The organism is Pollutimonas sp. M17, assembly GCF_025836975.1.
GTDB lineage: Bacteria > Pseudomonadota > Gammaproteobacteria > Burkholderiales > Burkholderiaceae_B.
Genome location: NZ_CP107548.1, coordinates 2092518 through 2108587, shown reverse-complemented (window position 1 = coordinate 2108587; position 16070 = coordinate 2092518). Strand labels below are relative to the sequence as shown.

Below are 16070 nucleotides of genomic sequence, written 5' to 3'. Positions count from 1 at the left end.
ATGTCCGATGACACGCATCTAATCGCCCTGGATTGGGGCACCACATCGCTGCGGGCCGCGCTTATGGATGGCCGGGGCCGCATCGTCGATCAGGCCGACACGGCCGACGGCATCATGGCCGTGGCAGGGCGCGATTTCCAGGCTGTGTTCGACAAGGTGGCGGGCGCATGGCTGCATACCCATCCTGGGGCGGCCGTGCTGGCGGCGGGCATGGTGGGCAGCCGCCAGGGTTGGCGCGAGGCGCCGTACCTGCCTTGCCCGGCCGGCTTCGAGGAACTGGGCCGCGGCCTGGCCTGGGCCGACAGGACGGACGGATCCATCGGCTTTGTGCCGGGATTGCTCACCGGGCATGCCGATGGCGCGCCCGACGTGATGCGGGGCGAGGAAACCCAGGTTTTCGGCGCATTGGACGCATTGGGCATCGATGACGGCATCTTTGTCCTGCCCGGCACGCACAGCAAATGGGTGCGGGTCGAGAAGCGCCGCATCTGCGATTTCCACAGCTACATGACCGGCGAGGTCTATGCCTTGCTCCGGCAGCATTCCATCCTGTCGCGCACCATGCCCGAGGGCGACCCGATTTCCTGGGAGCAGGGGCGCGCCGCGTTTTCCGCCGGCTGCGCGGTGGCGGCCGAGGGCGCGGTGTTGCACAATCTGTTTTCCGTGCGCTCGCGCGGCCTGCTCGGCGGCTTGGCAAGCGAACTGGCCCCCGATTATCTTTCCGGCCTGCTGATCGGCGAGGAAATCCGCGAAGCCCTGGCCTTGCTTGGATCCGGCACGGCGCCGCATATCCATCTGGTGTGCAAGCCGGCTTTGCTCCAGCGTTACCAAGAGGCGCTTTCGGTCTTCGGGCTGAGCGGCTCCGGCTGCCCCGAGCAGGCAAGCTATCTTGGCATGCTCGGCATCGCGCGCCACCTGGGCCTGGTGGCCTGATGGCTTCAACGCGCTATTTTTTGGAATGACGATGCATATCCATACTTATCTGGACGAGTTCCCGCTGATCGCGATCTTTCGTGGCGTAATCCCCGAAGAGGTGGTCTCCATTGCCGAAGGCGTCGTGGATGCCGGTTTCCGTATTCTCGAAGTGCCGTTGAATTCGCCGCGTCCGCTGGAGAGCATCGCGCTTCTGGCTGAGCGGTTTCCCGACCTGCTGGTGGGCGGCGGAACCGTCATGTCGCCGGCCGACGCCATGGCGATCGCCCGGGCGGGCGGCAAGCTGGTGCTGATGCCGCACAGCGATCCGGCGGTCGTTCGCCAGGCCAAGCAGTCGGGCCTGCTGTGCGTGCCCGGCGTGGCTACGCCCACCGAAGCCTTCGCCGCGCTGGCCAATGGCGCCGATGCCCTGAAGCTGTATCCGGCCGAGCAGATCGCACCCGCCGTGGTCAAGGCCTGGCGCGCCGTACTGCCGTCGGGGCACCGCTTGCTGCCGGTCGGGGGCATACGGCCCGACACCATGGCGGATTACCTGCGCGCCGGCGCGAATGGCTTCGGCCTGGGATCCGCCCTGTACAAGCAGGGCATGCCCGCAGCCGAGGTCGCGCGCAATGCGCAGGCCTTCGCGGAAGCGCTGGCCGGATTGCGCAAGCAGGGCCTGTTGCGGGCCAGCGGCGCCGCCTGAAGCCCTCCAAGGGCGGGAGCCGTTTCGATCCTATGCGGTAGACGGAAGCCGGGTAGGGTGTCACTGCCGATACCAGTATAAGAACTTGTCTTGTACCGGGTTTGCAAGATGGCATAATTCATCCAGGCTTTTCCGTTTACCTCTCCAAAGGGCACCCCATGGCACAAACCCTCTACGACAAACTCTGGAATGCACACGTGGTGCATCAAGAGTCGGACGGCACCTGTTTGCTGTACATCGACCGTCATCTGGTTCACGAAGTGACCAGTCCGCAGGCATTCGAGGGCCTGGCGCTGGCCGGCCGCAAGCCATGGCGCATAGGAGCCAACCTGGCCGTGGCCGACCATAACGTGCCCACGACGGACCGCAACCAGGGCATACAGGATCCCATTTCGCGGCTTCAGGTGGACACGCTGGACGCCAACTGCGAAAAATACGGCATCACCGAATTCCGCATGAACGACCTGCGCCAGGGCATCGTGCACATCATCGGCCCCGAGCAGGGCGCCACCCTGCCGGGCATGACGGTGGTCTGCGGCGACTCCCATACCAGCACGCACGGCGCCTTGGGCGCGCTGGCTTTCGGCATCGGCACCTCCGAGGTCGAGCACGTGCTGGCCACGCAGACGCTGCTCATGAAAAAGAACAAGAGCATGCTGATCAAGGTCGAAGGCGAGTTGCCCCTGGGCTGCACGGCCAAGGACCTGGTCCTGTATGTCATCGGCAAGATAGGCACGGCCGGCGGCACGGGCTATGCCATCGAATTCGGCGGCAGCACGGTGCGCGCCCTGTCGGTGGAAGGACGCATGACGGTCTGCAACATGGCCATCGAGGCCGGCGCCCGGTCCGGCATGGTGGCCGTCGACCAGAAGACCATCGATTACTTCCGCGGCCGCCCGTATGCGCCGTCCGGCGCCCTGTGGGATCAGGCCGTGCAGTACTGGAGCACCCTGCATTCCGATCCCGGCGCCAAGTTCGACCGGGTGGTCGAGATCGATGCCCGCGAAATAAGCCCGCAGGTGTCGTGGGGCACGTCGCCCGAAATGGTGCTTCCCGTCGACAGCCGCGTACCCGATCCCGACAAGGAAAAAGACGACGTGCGCCGCAACGGCATGGAGCGCGCCCTGGAATACATGGGCCTGAAGCCCAACACGCCGCTTACCGATATCAAGGTGGATCGCATCTTCATCGGATCCTGTACCAATGCGCGCATCGAAGACCTGCGCGCCGCGGCGGTGGTGGCGCGCGGCAGGCGCGTGGCCTCGTCGGTCAAGCAGGCCATGGTGGTGCCCGGCTCGGGCCTGGTCAAGCGGCAGGCCGAGAAGGAAGGCCTGGACAAGATCTTCCTGGACGCGGGCTTCGAATGGCGCGAGCCCGGATGCTCGATGTGCCTGGCCATGAACGCCGACCGCCTGGAACCGGGCGAACGTTGCGCGTCCACCTCGAACCGCAATTTCGAAGGCCGCCAGGGGCAGGGCGGGCGCACGCACCTGGTCAGCCCGGCCATGGCCGCGGCAGCCGCGATCGCGGGCCATTTTGTTGATGTACGAAATTTTCGATAGGAAGCCGTCATGCAAGCATTCACCACCCATCATGGCCTGGTCGCGCCGCTGGACCGTGAAAACGTCGACACCGACCTGATCATTCCCAAGCAGTTCCTGAAGTCCATCCAGCGCACGGGCTTCGGTCCCAACCTGTTCGACGAACTGCGCTACCTGGATCACGGCGAACCCGGCATGGACAACTCCAAGCGCCCGCTGAACCCCGACTTCGTCCTCAATCAGCCGCGCTACCAGGGGGCTTCCATTCTGCTGGCCCGCAAGAACTTCGGTTGCGGCTCCAGCCGCGAGCATGCGCCCTGGGCTTTGACGCAATACGGCTTTCGCGCGATCATCGCGCCGTCCTATGCCGATATCTTCTTCAACAACAGCTTCAAGAACGGTTTGCTGCCCATCGTGCTGCCGGAACTTCAAGTAGCCAGGCTGTTCGACGAGGTCAGGGCCTTTGCCGGCTACAAGCTGCGCATCGACCTGGAGCGCCAGGTGGTGATTGCGCAGGACGGCCGCGAACTGGCTTTCGATATCGAGCCCTTCCGCAAGCACTGCCTGCTCAACGGCCTGGATGAAATCGGGCTTACGCTGCAAAAGGCCGATGTCATCCGCGCCTTCGAGGCCGAGCGGCTGGCGCGCCATCCCTGGCTGGAAGCGCGCCCCATCGCCTAGGAGTCCGCCCGGTGCCCGCCGGGCTTCATCGATAAGACAAGGGCCGCGGCGACGCAGCCCTTTTTCTGTGTGCGGCACACGCACACCCACTTAATTCAGGAAGAATCATGACTTACAAGATTGCTGTATTGCCCGGGGACGGAATCGGCCCCGAGATCACCGAGCAGGCGGTGCGCGTACTGGGCGCCCTGGGCCTGGACCTCGACCTGCAGACCGCGCCCGTGGGCGGTGCCGCCTATGCCGAGCAAGGGCATCCGCTGCCGCCCTCCACCCTGGAACTGGCCAGGAACTCGGCGGCCATCCTGTTCGGCGCCGTGGGCGACTGGCAATACGACAAGCTGCCGCGCGAGCTGCGTCCGGAACAGGCCATCCTGGGCCTGCGCAAGGCGCTGGGCCTGTTCGCCAATTTGCGTCCCGCCATTTTGTATCCACAACTGGCCAACGCTTCTTCCCTGAAGCCTGAAGTCGTTGCCGGCCTGGACATCCTGATCGTGCGCGAACTGACCGGCGACATCTATTTCGGCCAGCCGCGCGGCGTGCGCGAGGTGGCGGAAGGGCCGTTCAAGGGCCAGCGCCAGGGTTACGACACCATGCATTACGCCGAGTCCGAAATACGCCGCATTGCGCATGTGGCCTTCCAGGCGGCGCAGAAGCGCGGCAAGCGGCTGTGCAGCGTGGACAAGGCCAATGTGCTGGAGACTTCGCAATTCTGGCGCGACATCATGATCGATGTGTCCAGCGAATATAGCGATGTCCAGCTTTCGCACATGTATGTGGACAATGCCGCCATGCAACTGGTGCGCGCGCCCAAGGAGTTCGACGTCATCGTCACCGGCAACCTGTTCGGCGACATCCTGTCGGACGAGGCCGCCATGCTGACGGGGTCGATAGGCATGCTGCCTTCGGCGTCGCTCAATGCGTCCAACCAGGGCCTGTACGAGCCCAGCCATGGCTCGGCGCCCGACATCGCCGGCAAGAACATGGCCAATCCGCTGGCAACCATCCTGTCGGCCGCCATGCTGCTGCGCTATTCGCTGAACGAGGCCGCCCAGGCCGCCCGGATCGAGGCCGCCGTCCACGCCGTGCTGGAGCAGGGCCTGCGGACCGCGGACATCCACGAGGCCGGCACGAGCAAGGTTTCCACCAGCGAAATGGGTGATGCCGTGCTGAAAGCATTAAAATAATAGTTCGTTACTCGATTTTTGACTTTTATTTCTATTTAAGCGACTTAACATGAGCCAAGCAGTAGGTTTAGTCGGTTGGCGCGGCATGGTGGGTTCAGTCCTCATGCAGCGCATGCGCGACGAGAATGATTTTTCCTTGTTTCAGCCGGTGTTCTTTTCCACCAGCAACGCGGGCGGGGCGGCACCCGCCTGGGCCGATGGCGCGGGCGCCTTGCAAGACGCCTACGACATCGAAGCGCTGAAAAAACTGCCCATCATTCTTACCGCCCAGGGCGGCGACTACACCACGGCCGTGTATCCCAAGCTGCGCGCCGCGGGCTGGGACGGCGTCTGGATCGACGCGGCCAGCACGCTGCGCATGGCCGATGACGCCATCATCGTGCTCGATCCGGTCAACCGTCCCGTGATCGATGCCGCGCTCAAGCGCGGCGTCAAGAACTACGTCGGCGGCAATTGCACGGTAAGCTGCATGCTCATGGGCCTGGCCGGCCTGTTCAATCAGGACCTGATCCAATGGATGACCAGCATGACCTACCAGGCGGCATCGGGCGGCGGGGCGCAGCACATGCGCGAACTGCTCACCCAGTTCGGCCTGCTCAACAGTTCGGTCAAGCACCTGCTGGACGATCCCGCCTCCGCCATCCTGGAAATCGATCGCGGCGTCCTGCAGGCGCAGCAGGATCCCGGCCTGCCGCAGCAGCAGTTCGGCGTTCCGCTGGGCGGCAACCTGATTCCCTGGATCGACAAGGATCTGGGTAACGGCGTGTCGCGCGAGGAATGGAAAGCCGAGGCCGAAACCAACAAGATACTGGGTCGCGGCGATGCCTTCGGCACGGCGGCAACGCCTATCGATGGCCTGTGCGTGCGCATCGGCGCGATGCGTTGCCACAGCCAGGCGCTTACCATCAAGCTCAAGCGCGATGTTCCGCTGGACGAGGTCACCGACATCCTGCGCGAAGGCTCCAAGTGGGCCAAGGTCATTCCCAACGAACGCGACGCCACCATGAAGCAACTGACTCCGGTGGCCGTGACCGGCACGCTGGATATTCCCGTCGGCCGTCTGCGCAAGATGTCCATGGGTCCGGAATATCTAAGTGCTTTTACGGTAGGAGATCAGCTACTATGGGGGGCGGCCGAACCGCTGCGCCGCATGTTGCGAATAACTTTGGGTGAACTCTAAAAATGCAAATGTCCCGCTGTGTGTCGTCGTCTTCTGCGTTAGTCGTTAACACTAAACCTTTGGTCGGGGCACTGGCGGCGGCATTGCTGGCATGCTCCACGTCGTATGCGGCCAGCTTCGGACATTCGCGCGTCGTATCGGCGCTGGGCCAGCCCCTGCGCATCGACGTGCCCATCACTCAGCTCACCGCCGACGATCTGCGCTCGCTGGCGGTAAGGCCGGCGCCGGCGGACGACTGGAAACAGGCGGGTCTGGTTCCGCCGGTCGATCTGGCCACCTTGCAATTGCGGCTGGTCGACGGCTATACCCCGGGCACCAGGATCTTGCAGCTGCGTTCCAGCCAGGCCTTCGACCGTCCGGTGGCCGATTTGCTGCTGGACGTGCGCACCGCTTCGGGCCAGCAGCGCTACCAGGTCAGCCTGCTGACCCAGGCCGGGCCCGAGTCCCTGGCGGCGCAGCGCAGCTCGGCTTTGCGCGGTTCCGGCCAGTCCGCCGGGACGCAGGGCGGCAACCAGCAGGTTCCGCAAAAATCCATACACGTCAAGCAGGGCGACACGATGTTCGCCATTGCGCTGCGCAATGCGGTGTCCGGCGTCAGCGTGTATCAGATGATGATTGCGCTCCAGCGAGCCAATCCGCAGGCCTTCATCCAGAACAACGTCAATCTGGTCAAGGCCGGCGCCACGCTCGCCATGCCCGATATGGCGGCTCTGACGGCCATTTCCGACAAGGAAGCCCGCCGCATCTTCATGCAACAGGCGCAGGCCTTTGCCTTGTATCGCCAGCGTCTGGCCGGCGGCGCACCCGCCGTGGGCCAGGAGGCCGGCGCGGCCGCCTCGGGCACGGTGTCGGCGGCCGGCCAGCCCGAGCAGCGCGAGCCCGCGCGGGAGTCGCAGGATCAATTGCGTCTTTCCGGCAGCCAGCCGGCTCCTGGCGGCCGGGCAAGCGGCAACGGAGCGGCCGGGGGTTCCGCGGGCGATGCCGACACGCGTGCCGACGACCGCGTCGCAGCCCGCAAGGGCATACAGGATTCCGAGCAGCGCGTGTCGCAGCTCGAAGAGAACGTCAAGCACCTCAGCCAGGCGCTGCAGGCCCAGGGCGGCGCCGCGACGGATCTTGTTGTGGGCGGCGCAAAAGGCCTGAGCCAGACGCTGGCTGATGCGGCCAGCGCGGTGACGGGCGGTTCGCCGGATTCAGCCGCGGAAGGCAGTCTATCCTCCGGCGCATCCGCCGCCGCCGCGGCTGGCGGCGAGGCTGCGGATAAGGGCGCGGCCGCAGCCTCATCCGGCGGCCATGCCGGTTCGGCATCGGGCTCGGGCAATGGCGCGACGGCTGCCGCAGAGGGCGCTGCCGGGAACGGCGCCGCGGCGGATGGATCAAATGCAGACGGCGCATCGGGCGGCTCGACCGCTCAGCCAGGTTCCGATGCGGCAGCCCTGGCGGCCGGCGGGGCGGGCCAGGGTGCCGGCGGACAAGGCGGATCCACGGCCGGCGGCGATGCCGCGGCCGGCAAGAGCGACGCTGCGTCAGGGGCGGCGGGCGGCAATAGCGCCGGCAATGGCACCGCTCCAGGTTCTTCGGACGCAAGCCCCGTTGGCGGCGCATCCGCCAACGGGACAGCGGCGGACGGCGTCCAGGCCGGCAGCGCAACGGCCAACGGTGCGCCCGCAAGCGCTGGCGCCGCAGCCAGCGGAGCCGCCGCAAGCGGCTCTACAGCAAATAGCTCTACAGCAAATAGCTCTACAGCAAATAGCTCTACAGCAAATAGCTCTACAGCAAATGGCGCTGCGGCGGGCGGCGCCGCCGTCAATGGCGGTTCATCGGCCAGTCAGGCCGGAAACACATCGGCCGCCCGGCCCGGCGCTTCGGCCGGCGCGGGCGGCAGCGCTTCCGCAAGCCCCGATAATGCAAACGGAGCGGCGCAAGCAGACTCTACAAAGGCGGAACAGACCGTGTCGTGGTTTCAAGAGCATATGCTGGGTGTCATTACCGGCGTATTGGCATTCATTGTGCTGATCATCGCCTGGCTCCTGCGCCGGGCCAACACCGGACGTCACGATGACAATCAGGGCGTCATCACCGAAAGCATGGTCAAGGAAAAGCTCGATCAGATCAATCTCGATCTGGAGCAGGAGCCCTCATCCGGCTCCCGTTCAGGCAGAAGCTAGGCCCGCCTTATGCCGCGTGTGGCGTTGGGCATAGCCTACGACGGTTCCCGGTGGCTGGGCTGGCAGACCCAGCGCGGCGGGGGCACGGTCCAGGACACGCTCGAATCGGCGTTGGCCCGTTTCCTGGCGCAGCCCGTGGGCACCATCTGCGCGGGCCGCACGGACACCGGCGTGCATGCGCTGGGCCAGGTCGTGCACCTGGACACCGCCGTGGAAAGACGCGGCGAGTCCTGGGTAAGAGGGCTCAACGCCTTGCTGCCCGACAGCATCGCCGTCCAGTGGGCGCGTATCGTGCCGGACGAGTTCCATGCGCGCTTTTCGGCCTTGTCCCGCAGTTATGTCTATCTGGTCCGCAATGCCCGGCAGCGTACGCCTTTGATGCATGCAAGGGTGGGCTGGGTCTATCATGCGCTCGATCTTGCGCGCATGCGGCAGGCGGCGGTCAGGCTGGTGGGCGAGCATGATTTCAGCAGCTTCAGGTCGTCGCAGTGCCAGGCGGCCAGCCCGGTCCGGAACCTGAGCGTGCTGGACATCGTCCAGCACGGCGAGTATTTCCTGTTCACCTTCAAAGCCAATGCGTTCCTGCACCATATGGTGCGCAATCTGATGGGCGCCCTGCTGTACGTGGGGCAGGGCCGGCAGGAAGCCGAGTGGATCGACGAATTGCTTGCCCAGCGCGATCGAAAAAGGGCGGCACCGACTTTCGCGCCCGACGGCCTGTACCTGGCGCAGGTGCAATACCCCGAGGGCTTTCAGTTGCCCATCGCCGACCCCGCGCAGGCTTTGTTTTCACACCTGGGCCTGATGCCGCCGCATTGACCGGGGGCTTATACCGAGAGTAAAGCCCGCGGCTATCGTATAGAATTCATCCGTTTCCGTCAGACACATCTCGCATTGCACGCCGGTTGTTGCATCAGACACCGGCTCTGGCGCGTGATTTGCCGGGCATCGTCGTTACCCCTCGCTTAGTGGGACCCATGAAATTCCTTCTTTCCTTATCCAAAACAATCGACGCCATCAACGTCAAGGTCGGGCAGGCCGTCATCTGGCTGACCCTGCTGGTGGTCCTGGTCAGCGCGACCAACGCCGTGGTGCGCAAGGTGTTCAGCGTAAGCTCCAATGCCTGGCTGGAGCTGCAATGGTATCTGTTCGGCGCCATTTTCCTGCTGGCAGCCGGCTACACCTTTTTACGCAACGAGCACGTCCGGGTCGACGTTCTGGCACAGAAGTTTTCCAAGCGCACCCAGATAAAGATAGAAATCTTCGGGATCCTGTTCTTCCTGTTTCCGGCCTGCATGCTCATCTTCTGGCTGTCGCTGCCTTTCTTCTATGAGTCCTTCGTGCTGCACGAGCTGTCCTCGAACACCGGCGGCCTGATCCGCTGGCCGGCCAAGCTGCTCATACCGGTGGGCTTCTTCCTGCTTATCCTGGCGGGCCTGTCCCACCTGATAAAGTGCGTGGGCTTTTTGCGCGGCGCCTGCCCCGATCCCCTGGCGCGCCAGCATGCCAAGACGGCCGAAGAAGAGCTGGCCGAAGAAATCCTGCGACAGGCCCAACTGGATGCCCCGCAAACCGCCAATGACGACAACACAGCAAGCAAGGGCCGTTAATCATGGAGTTTTTTGTCGATAACCTGGCCCCGATCATGTTCATCAACCTGATCGTGTTTTTGCTGCTGGGCTTTCCCGTTGCGTTTTCACTGGCCGCCAACGGCATCCTGTACGGGCTGGTCGCCATCGACCTGGGCCTGATGCAGCCCGCCCTGTTCCAGGCCCTGCCGCAGCGTGTCTTCGGCATCGTGGCCAACGATACGCTGCTGGCCGTGCCTTTCTTCACGCTGATGGGCCTCATACTCGAACGCTCCGGCATGGCCGAAGACCTCCTTGAAACCGTGGGGCAGCTGTTCGGCCCCATACGCGGCGGCCTGGCGATTGCCGTGGTGCTGGTGGGCGCCATGCTGGCGGCCACCACCGGCGTGGTTTCGGCATCAGTGATCTCCATGGGCCTCATCTCGCTGCCCATCATGCTGCGCTACGGCTATGACCGCAGGCTGGCCTCGGGGGTCATCGCCGCGTCGGGCACCTTGTCGCAGATCATTCCCCCGTCGCTGGTGCTCATCATCCTGGCCGACCAGCTGGGCCGCTCCATCGGCGACATGTACCGGGGCGCGATGGTGCCGGGGATGCTGCTGGCCGGCTCCTATATCGTCTATGTCCTGGCGGTTTCCTTCATCCGGCCCTCCAGCGCGCCGGCCCTGCCCGAAGAGGCGCGCATTTACGTCAAGCCGGACGGCAGCCGGGGCTTGCGTTCGCTGCTGGTACTGACCATCATCGCCTCCACGGTATCGTATTTCGCCACCCAGCATTACTTCAGCGAGCATACGCAGGTGCCGGTGGACGAGCGGGTGGTGATCAGTCTGATGGCCTGGGGCATCACCGCCCTGGTCATCGCCCTGGTCAACAAGGTATTGCGCCTGGGCCTGCTGTCCGAGATCGCCGAGCGCGTCACCTTCGTCATGATTCCGCCCCTGTTTCTCATCTTCCTGGTACTGGGCACCATTTTCATCGGCGTGGCCACCCCCACCGAGGGCGGGGCCATGGGCGCCGTCGGCGCGCTGGTCATGGCCGTGTCGCGCGGACGCTTTTCCTTCGCGCTGCTCAAGCAGGCCATGGACACCACCACCAAGCTGTCATGCTTCGTGGTCTTCATCCTGGTCGGCTCCACGGTATTCAGCCTGAGCTTCCGGGGCGTGAACGGCGACCTCTGGGTCGAGCACCTGCTTATCGGCCTGCCGGGCGGCGAGTGGGGCTTCCTCATCGTCGTCAGCGTTCTGACCTTTTTCCTGGCCTTCTTTCTCGATTTCTTCGAACTGGCCTTCATCATCATTCCGCTGCTTGGGCCCGTAGCCGAGAAAATGGGCATAGATCTTATCTGGTTCGGCGTGCTGCTTGCCGTAAACATGCAAACGTCCTTCATGCATCCGCCTTTCGGCTTCGCCCTGTTCTATTTGCGGTCGGTGGCCCCCAAAGAGGATTATCATGACCGTGTGACCGGCAAGTTGATTCCCAAGGTCACCACCGGCCAGATCTATTGGGGTTCGGTGCCGTTCATCTGCATACAGATCCTCATGGTCGCCGCCGTCATGGTGTTTCCGGGCATGGTCACGCACTACAAGCACGAAGATACCGGGGTCGATCCATCCACCGTGCAGTTCGGCACCACCAACGCCTATGGTTCTGATTCCTACGGCGGCGAAGGCGGCGGTTTCGGCGATGCCGGCGCCGCGTTCAAATAGCATGGCGTATCCAGAATGACTCCACCCCTGCGCACCCGCGTCAAGATATGCGGCCTGACGCGCGCCGAAGACATCGATGCCGCGGCGCGGGCCGGGGCCGATGCCATCGGCTTCGTGTTCTACGAGGGCAGCAAGCGCTTTGTCGGCATCGAGCAGGCCCGTCTGCTGCGCCTGGCCGTACCCGCCTTCGTCAGCGTGACGGCGCTGTTCGTGAACGCATCCGAGCCGGACGTGCGCGCCGTCATCGAGCAGGTGCAGCCCGACCTGCTGCAATTTCACGGCGACGAGGCCCCGGAGTATTGCGCCAGCTTCGGCCGGCCCTATATGCGGGCCTTCCGCGTGGGCGGACCGGGCCTGGACACGCCCGCCGCCGTACTGCAGGCTTGCCGCCGCTATGCATCGGCAAGCGCCTGGCTGTTCGACAGCTATAGCGCGGGCTATGGCGGCAGCGGGCTGTCCTTCGATGTCGGCTTGCTGCGCGACGTGCGGGCGGCATCCGACAGCCGGCCCATGGTGCTGGCCGGCGGACTCAAGCCCGACTCCATCGGGCAACTGATTCAGCAGGTCCGTCCGTATGCGGTCGATGTCAGCAGCAGGGTCGAGACCACCGCGGGCATCAAGTCGGCCGAAAAAATCGGCGCATTCATGCAGGCGTTGCGGGCGGCATCGGAAAACCTTTAAGCCTATAATACTTCGGTGCAATGACTGCTGAAGGAGAGTCCAATGACTCGCCGCGAAGACTGCCTGGCCATGGACGAAAGCGATGGCCTGGCCCAGTTCAGAAACGAATTCTTCCTGCCGGAAGGCATTATCTACCTGGATGGGAACTCCCTGGGCGCGCGGCCCAGAGCCGCGTTGGAAAGGGCGCGCCAGGTGGTCGAGCTTGAATGGGGCGAAGACCTTGTCCGCAGCTGGAACACGGCCGGCTGGTTCGAGCTGCCCGTCAAGCTGGGCGACAAGCTGGCGCCGCTTATCGGCGCGGGGCGGGGCGAAGTGGTCGTCAGCGACTCGACCTCGATCAACCTGTTCAAGGCCCTGGCGGCCGCCCTGCATATCCAGGCCGGGCGGGGTTCGACGGCGGGACGCAGGTTCATCGTCTCCGAGCGCGACAACTTTCCCACCGATCTTTACATTGCGCAGGGGCTGGCCCGCTGGCTGGACCGCGGCTATCAATTAAGGCTGGTCGATACGCCCGACGAACTGCCATCCGCCATCGATCAGGATGTCGCCGCCGTCCTACTGACCCACGTCAATTACCGCAGCGGTCGCCTTCTGGATATGGACGCGCTGACCCGGCATGCCCACCAGCAGGGCGCTCTTGCGATCTGGGATCTGGCGCATTCGGCGGGTGCGGTGCCGGTCGACCTGGCTGGCGCCGACGCCGATTTCGCCGTCGGCTGCACCTATAAATACCTGAATGGCGGGCCCGGCGCGCCGGCCTTCATCTGGGTCGCACCCCGGCTCATGCCCAGCTTCTCGCATCCCTTGTCGGGCTGGTGGGGGCATGCGGCACCCTTTGCCATGCAGGCTGATTTTCAGGCCTGCCCCACCATACGCAGCGCCCTGTGCGGCACGCAGCCCACCGTCTCGCTGTCGCTGGTGGAGTGCGGGCTCGACATATTTGCCCGGACCGACATGGCGGCGCTGCGCAGGAAGTCCCTGGCCATGACGGACCTGTTCATCGATCTGGTCGAGCACCGCTGCGCGGCGCATCCGCTCGAACTGGCCACGCCCCGCGCGCATGCGCAGCGTGGCAGCCACGTCAGCTTCCGCCATCCGCACGGCTACGCGATCGTCCAGGCGCTTATCGAGAAGGGTGTCATCGGCGACTATCGGGAACCGCAGATCATGCGCTTCGGCTTCACGCCCCTGTATCTTCGCTTCGTGGACGTGTGGGATGCCGTCGACGCCCTGGCCCGCATACTCGATCAGCAGGCCTACGATGTGAACCGCGTTCCGCAGGCCGTCACCTGAACCGGCGGCGGGAACGCCGTGCGCCGGGCCGGACCGTCAGGCCGGCGCTTCCAGCCAGTGCAGGCTGAACAGCTTTTCCGTATCGACCCAGGCGGCGGTCGGCTGCAAGCCCGCTTGCCGCGCCATGGACTGCAATCCTTGCACCGTATATTTGTACGAGCATTCGGTATGCAGCGTGTCGCCTTCGTCAAGGCTGAAGCATTCCGTTCCCAGGCTTATTGTTTGCCTCCGCCGGCTTATCAGATGCATTTCCACGCGCCTTAGCGGGGCGTTGTAGAAGGCGGCATGGGCGAACTGCCCGATATCGAAATCCGTGCCCAGTTCGCGGTTGGCGCGGGCCAGCACGTTCAGGTTGAAGGCGGCTGTAATGCCGGCGCTGTCGTTGTAGGCGGCATGCAGGATGGCTGGCTGCTTGATCAGGTCCACGCCCAGCAGCAGGGCGCCGCCGCGCAGCAGCCGGCGCGCATGCCTCAGGAAATCCAGAGCCTGGGGCGGATCCAGATTGCCCAGTGTGGATCCCGGGAAGAAGCCGTAGCGGCGGCCCGGCGGGAACCCTTCTTCAACAGGCCAGGAAATGATGTCCGCGGTGTAGTCGCCCACGATGGGGCGCAGCGCCAGGTCCGGGTAATCGGCCTTGAGCCTCCGCGCGCAGGCGGCAAGGTGTTCCCCGGATATGTCTATGGGCAGGTAGCGGGCGGGGCGGTCCAGCGCATCCAGCAGCAGGCGGATTTTCCGCAGCGAACCAGCGCCGAATTCCACGATCTCGGCCCGTGTCCCCATGCGTTGCGCGATGTCGCCGGCATGGCGCGCCAGCAGGTCCAGCTCGGTTCGCGTCGGATAATACTCGGGCAGTTCGCAAATGCGGTCGAAGAGCGCCGATCCTTTTTCATCATAGAAGTATTTGGGCGGCAGGCGATGAGGCGCCGCGGCCAAAGCCCGCCTCATGTCTTCGAAGAACTCGCCGGCCGTTTCGGCCGGGCAGATGTCCATCGCGGACGCGGGTGTGCGCATAAGCTGGACCGATGTCATGATTTGCCGTCCTTGGCCAGGCGTACGCCCGCAAACTGCCAGCGCGCGGCGGGGGGGAAAAAGTTCCGATAGGTGGTTCGCGCATGGCCTGAAGGCGTGGCCAGGCTGCTGCCGCGCAAGACCATTTGCCCCACCATGAATTTCCCGTTGTATTCGCCCGTCGCGCCAGGCGTCGGGCGAAATCCGGGATAGGGGTCGTAGGACGAGCGCGTCCATTGCCAGGCGTGGCCGCAGGCCTGGTCAATGCGGGGATCGGCGGCCGCCGCCTCCCATTCGAACTCGGTGGGCAGCCGCGCGCCGGCCCATTCCGCATAGGCGGCCGCTTCGTAGAAGCTCAGGTTGGTCACCGGCTCGGACGCCGCAAGAGGAAGCGAGCCGTTCAAGCCGTAGACCCGCCAGTCCTCCGGCTCCCGGGCGCCGTCGGGCCTCGACCAGTAGATGGGGGCCCGCCAGCCTTGCTGCTGAACCATGGCCCAGCCGTCGGACAGCCAGAACCGGGGCTGGGCATAGCCTCCGTCATCGATGAATTCGGCATACTCGCCGCAGGTCAGCAGGCGGTCGCATAGGCGATAGGGTTGCAGCAGCACGGTATGCCGCGGCGTTTCGTTGTCGAACGCGAACAGATCTTCTCCGCCGGCCTCATGCCCGATGGGCGCAAGGCCTCCGGGAAAATCCATCCATCGCGGTTCCCGGGCATGCCCCTTAGGCAAAGGGCTTTGATCAGCCGGCGCCAGGTAGGCGGGCCGCAGCGGATTGCGCCACAGCGCATGGACGATGTCGGTCAGCAGCAGTTCCTGGTGCTGCTGCTCGTGATTCAATCCCAGCATGATGAGCGGACATATGCGCTGCCAAAGCGAGGCATCGGACTGCTCCATCAATTGCGCCATATCGTTGTCGATGCGGCGGCGGTAGGCATGGACTTCATCCAGGGACGGCCGGCTGATCAGTCCGCGCTCGGCCCTGGCCAGCCGGGCGCCCAGCGCGTCGTAATAAGAATTGAACAGATAGAAATAGCGCTCGTCGAACGGCCGATAGCCGGGCAGGTAAGGGCGAAGCAGCATTGCTTCGAAAAACCAGCTGGTGTGCGCCAGATGCCATTTCGTGGGGCTGGCGTCGGGCATGGATTGCAGGCATTGGTCTTCGGCCGACAAGGGCGACGCCCGTTTCAAGGTTTCGCTGCGCACCGCCGAATACAGCACCTGCATGCAGCCGCGCGCTTCGTTCAGGCCCGATGGCGTTGCGGCAGGGGAAGATTTGGCAAGGGAGGACGTTATGGGCATGGGCCCGACACCTGTTCAGTTACAATCGTCGGCAGCCAGCAAGCGGCGTGCCCGGGGCGCGCGGCATATCCGGCAGGCGGTAAGGCCGGCTATGGGCCGCGGTGGCCGTTTTCCTGGCGT

Annotated in this window: 14 protein-coding genes; 12 read left to right on the top strand and 2 right to left on the bottom strand. The window is 64.6% G+C overall.

Annotation, left to right across the window (positions count from 1 at the left end; translation table 11 throughout):
• The 12 genes from OEG81_RS10045 (at window position 1) to kynU (ending at window position 13641) form a co-directional block, all read left to right on the top strand.
• Window positions 1-933: a 2-dehydro-3-deoxygalactonokinase gene (locus OEG81_RS10045; RefSeq protein WP_264129093.1), complete on the top strand. Its 933-nt coding sequence runs from the start codon at window positions 1-3 to the stop codon at window positions 931-933.
• A 31-nt stretch (window positions 934-964) separates the two neighbouring features.
• Window positions 965-1618, top strand: a complete 654-nt coding sequence (locus OEG81_RS10040) for a 2-dehydro-3-deoxy-6-phosphogalactonate aldolase (protein WP_412034056.1) — start codon at window positions 965-967, stop codon at window positions 1616-1618.
• 158 nt (window positions 1619-1776) lie between these two features.
• Window positions 1777-3180, top strand: a complete 1404-nt coding sequence (gene leuC / locus OEG81_RS10035) for a 3-isopropylmalate dehydratase large subunit (protein WP_264129091.1) — start codon at window positions 1777-1779, stop codon at window positions 3178-3180.
• A 9-nt stretch (window positions 3181-3189) separates the two neighbouring features.
• A complete protein-coding gene (leuD, locus tag OEG81_RS10030) occupies window positions 3190-3840 on the top strand; it encodes a 3-isopropylmalate dehydratase small subunit (protein ID WP_264129090.1) in 651 nt (216 codons plus the stop codon).
• Window positions 3841-3947: 107 nt separating this feature from the next.
• Window positions 3948-5024 (top strand): 3-isopropylmalate dehydrogenase, encoded by a 1077-nt coding sequence (gene leuB, locus OEG81_RS10025; RefSeq protein WP_264129089.1) that lies wholly within the window; start codon window positions 3948-3950, stop codon window positions 5022-5024.
• 49 nt (window positions 5025-5073) lie between these two features.
• The gene (asd, locus tag OEG81_RS10020; RefSeq protein WP_264129088.1) at window positions 5074-6204 is read left to right on the top strand and encodes an aspartate-semialdehyde dehydrogenase; all 1131 of its coding nucleotides are present in this window, start codon (window positions 5074-5076) and stop codon (window positions 6202-6204) included.
• Window positions 6205-6287: 83 nt separating this feature from the next.
• Window positions 6288-8372 carry a FimV family protein gene (locus tag OEG81_RS10015; RefSeq protein WP_264129087.1) on the top strand — a complete coding sequence of 695 codons (2085 nt, stop codon included), beginning with the start codon at window positions 6288-6290 and terminating at the stop codon, window positions 8370-8372.
• Window positions 8373-8381: 9 nt separating this feature from the next.
• Window positions 8382-9191, top strand: coding sequence for a tRNA pseudouridine(38-40) synthase TruA (gene truA, locus OEG81_RS10010; RefSeq protein ID WP_264129086.1), 810 nt, complete (start codon window positions 8382-8384; stop codon window positions 9189-9191).
• Between the two features lie 158 nt (window positions 9192-9349).
• Complete coding sequence (locus OEG81_RS10005) at window positions 9350-9982, top strand: TRAP transporter small permease subunit (protein WP_264129085.1); 633 nt, start codon at window positions 9350-9352, stop codon at window positions 9980-9982.
• Window positions 9983-9984: 2 nt separating this feature from the next.
• Complete coding sequence (locus OEG81_RS10000; RefSeq protein ID WP_264129084.1) at window positions 9985-11667, top strand: TRAP transporter large permease; 1683 nt, start codon at window positions 9985-9987, stop codon at window positions 11665-11667.
• Between the two features lie 15 nt (window positions 11668-11682).
• Window positions 11683-12348 carry a phosphoribosylanthranilate isomerase gene (locus OEG81_RS09995; RefSeq protein WP_264129083.1) on the top strand — a complete coding sequence of 222 codons (666 nt, stop codon included), beginning with the start codon at window positions 11683-11685 and terminating at the stop codon, window positions 12346-12348.
• Between the two features lie 42 nt (window positions 12349-12390).
• On the top strand, window positions 12391-13641 hold the full coding sequence (gene kynU, locus OEG81_RS09990) for a kynureninase (RefSeq protein ID WP_264129082.1): 1251 nt from the start codon (window positions 12391-12393) through the stop codon (window positions 13639-13641).
• Window positions 13642-13677: 36 nt separating this feature from the next.
• Here kynU and egtD read toward each other — a convergent pair whose 3' ends face one another.
• Window positions 13678-14670: an L-histidine N(alpha)-methyltransferase gene (gene egtD / locus OEG81_RS09985; RefSeq protein ID WP_412034055.1), complete on the bottom strand. Its 993-nt coding sequence runs from the start codon at window positions 14668-14670 to the stop codon at window positions 13678-13680.
• A complete protein-coding gene (egtB, locus tag OEG81_RS09980) occupies window positions 14667-15950 on the bottom strand; it encodes an ergothioneine biosynthesis protein EgtB (protein ID WP_412034054.1) in 1284 nt (427 codons plus the stop codon). The genes egtD and egtB overlap by 4 nt, the downstream gene beginning before the upstream one ends.
• Between the last annotated feature and the right edge of the window lie 120 nt (window positions 15951-16070).

Coding starts and splice junctions, on each gene's coding strand:
- OEG81_RS10045 (WP_264129093.1), top strand. CDS start 1: ATGTCCGATGACACGCATCTAATCGCCCTGGATTGGGGCACCACATCG.
- OEG81_RS10040 (WP_412034056.1), top strand. CDS start 965: ATGCATATCCATACTTATCTGGACGAGTTCCCGCTGATCGCGATCTTT.
- leuC (WP_264129091.1), top strand. CDS start 1,777: ATGGCACAAACCCTCTACGACAAACTCTGGAATGCACACGTGGTGCAT.
- leuD (WP_264129090.1), top strand. CDS start 3,190: ATGCAAGCATTCACCACCCATCATGGCCTGGTCGCGCCGCTGGACCGT.
- leuB (WP_264129089.1), top strand. CDS start 3,948: ATGACTTACAAGATTGCTGTATTGCCCGGGGACGGAATCGGCCCCGAG.
- asd (WP_264129088.1), top strand. CDS start 5,074: ATGAGCCAAGCAGTAGGTTTAGTCGGTTGGCGCGGCATGGTGGGTTCA.
- truA (WP_264129086.1), top strand. CDS start 8,382: ATGCCGCGTGTGGCGTTGGGCATAGCCTACGACGGTTCCCGGTGGCTG.
- OEG81_RS10005 (WP_264129085.1), top strand. CDS start 9,350: ATGAAATTCCTTCTTTCCTTATCCAAAACAATCGACGCCATCAACGTC.
- OEG81_RS10000 (WP_264129084.1), top strand. CDS start 9,985: ATGGAGTTTTTTGTCGATAACCTGGCCCCGATCATGTTCATCAACCTG.
- OEG81_RS09995 (WP_264129083.1), top strand. CDS start 11,683: ATGACTCCACCCCTGCGCACCCGCGTCAAGATATGCGGCCTGACGCGC.
- kynU (WP_264129082.1), top strand. CDS start 12,391: ATGACTCGCCGCGAAGACTGCCTGGCCATGGACGAAAGCGATGGCCTG.
- egtD (WP_412034055.1), bottom strand. CDS start 14,670: ATGACATCGGTCCAGCTTATGCGCACACCCGCGTCCGCGATGGACATC.
- egtB (WP_412034054.1), bottom strand. CDS start 15,950: ATGCCCATAACGTCCTCCCTTGCCAAATCTTCCCCTGCCGCAACGCCA.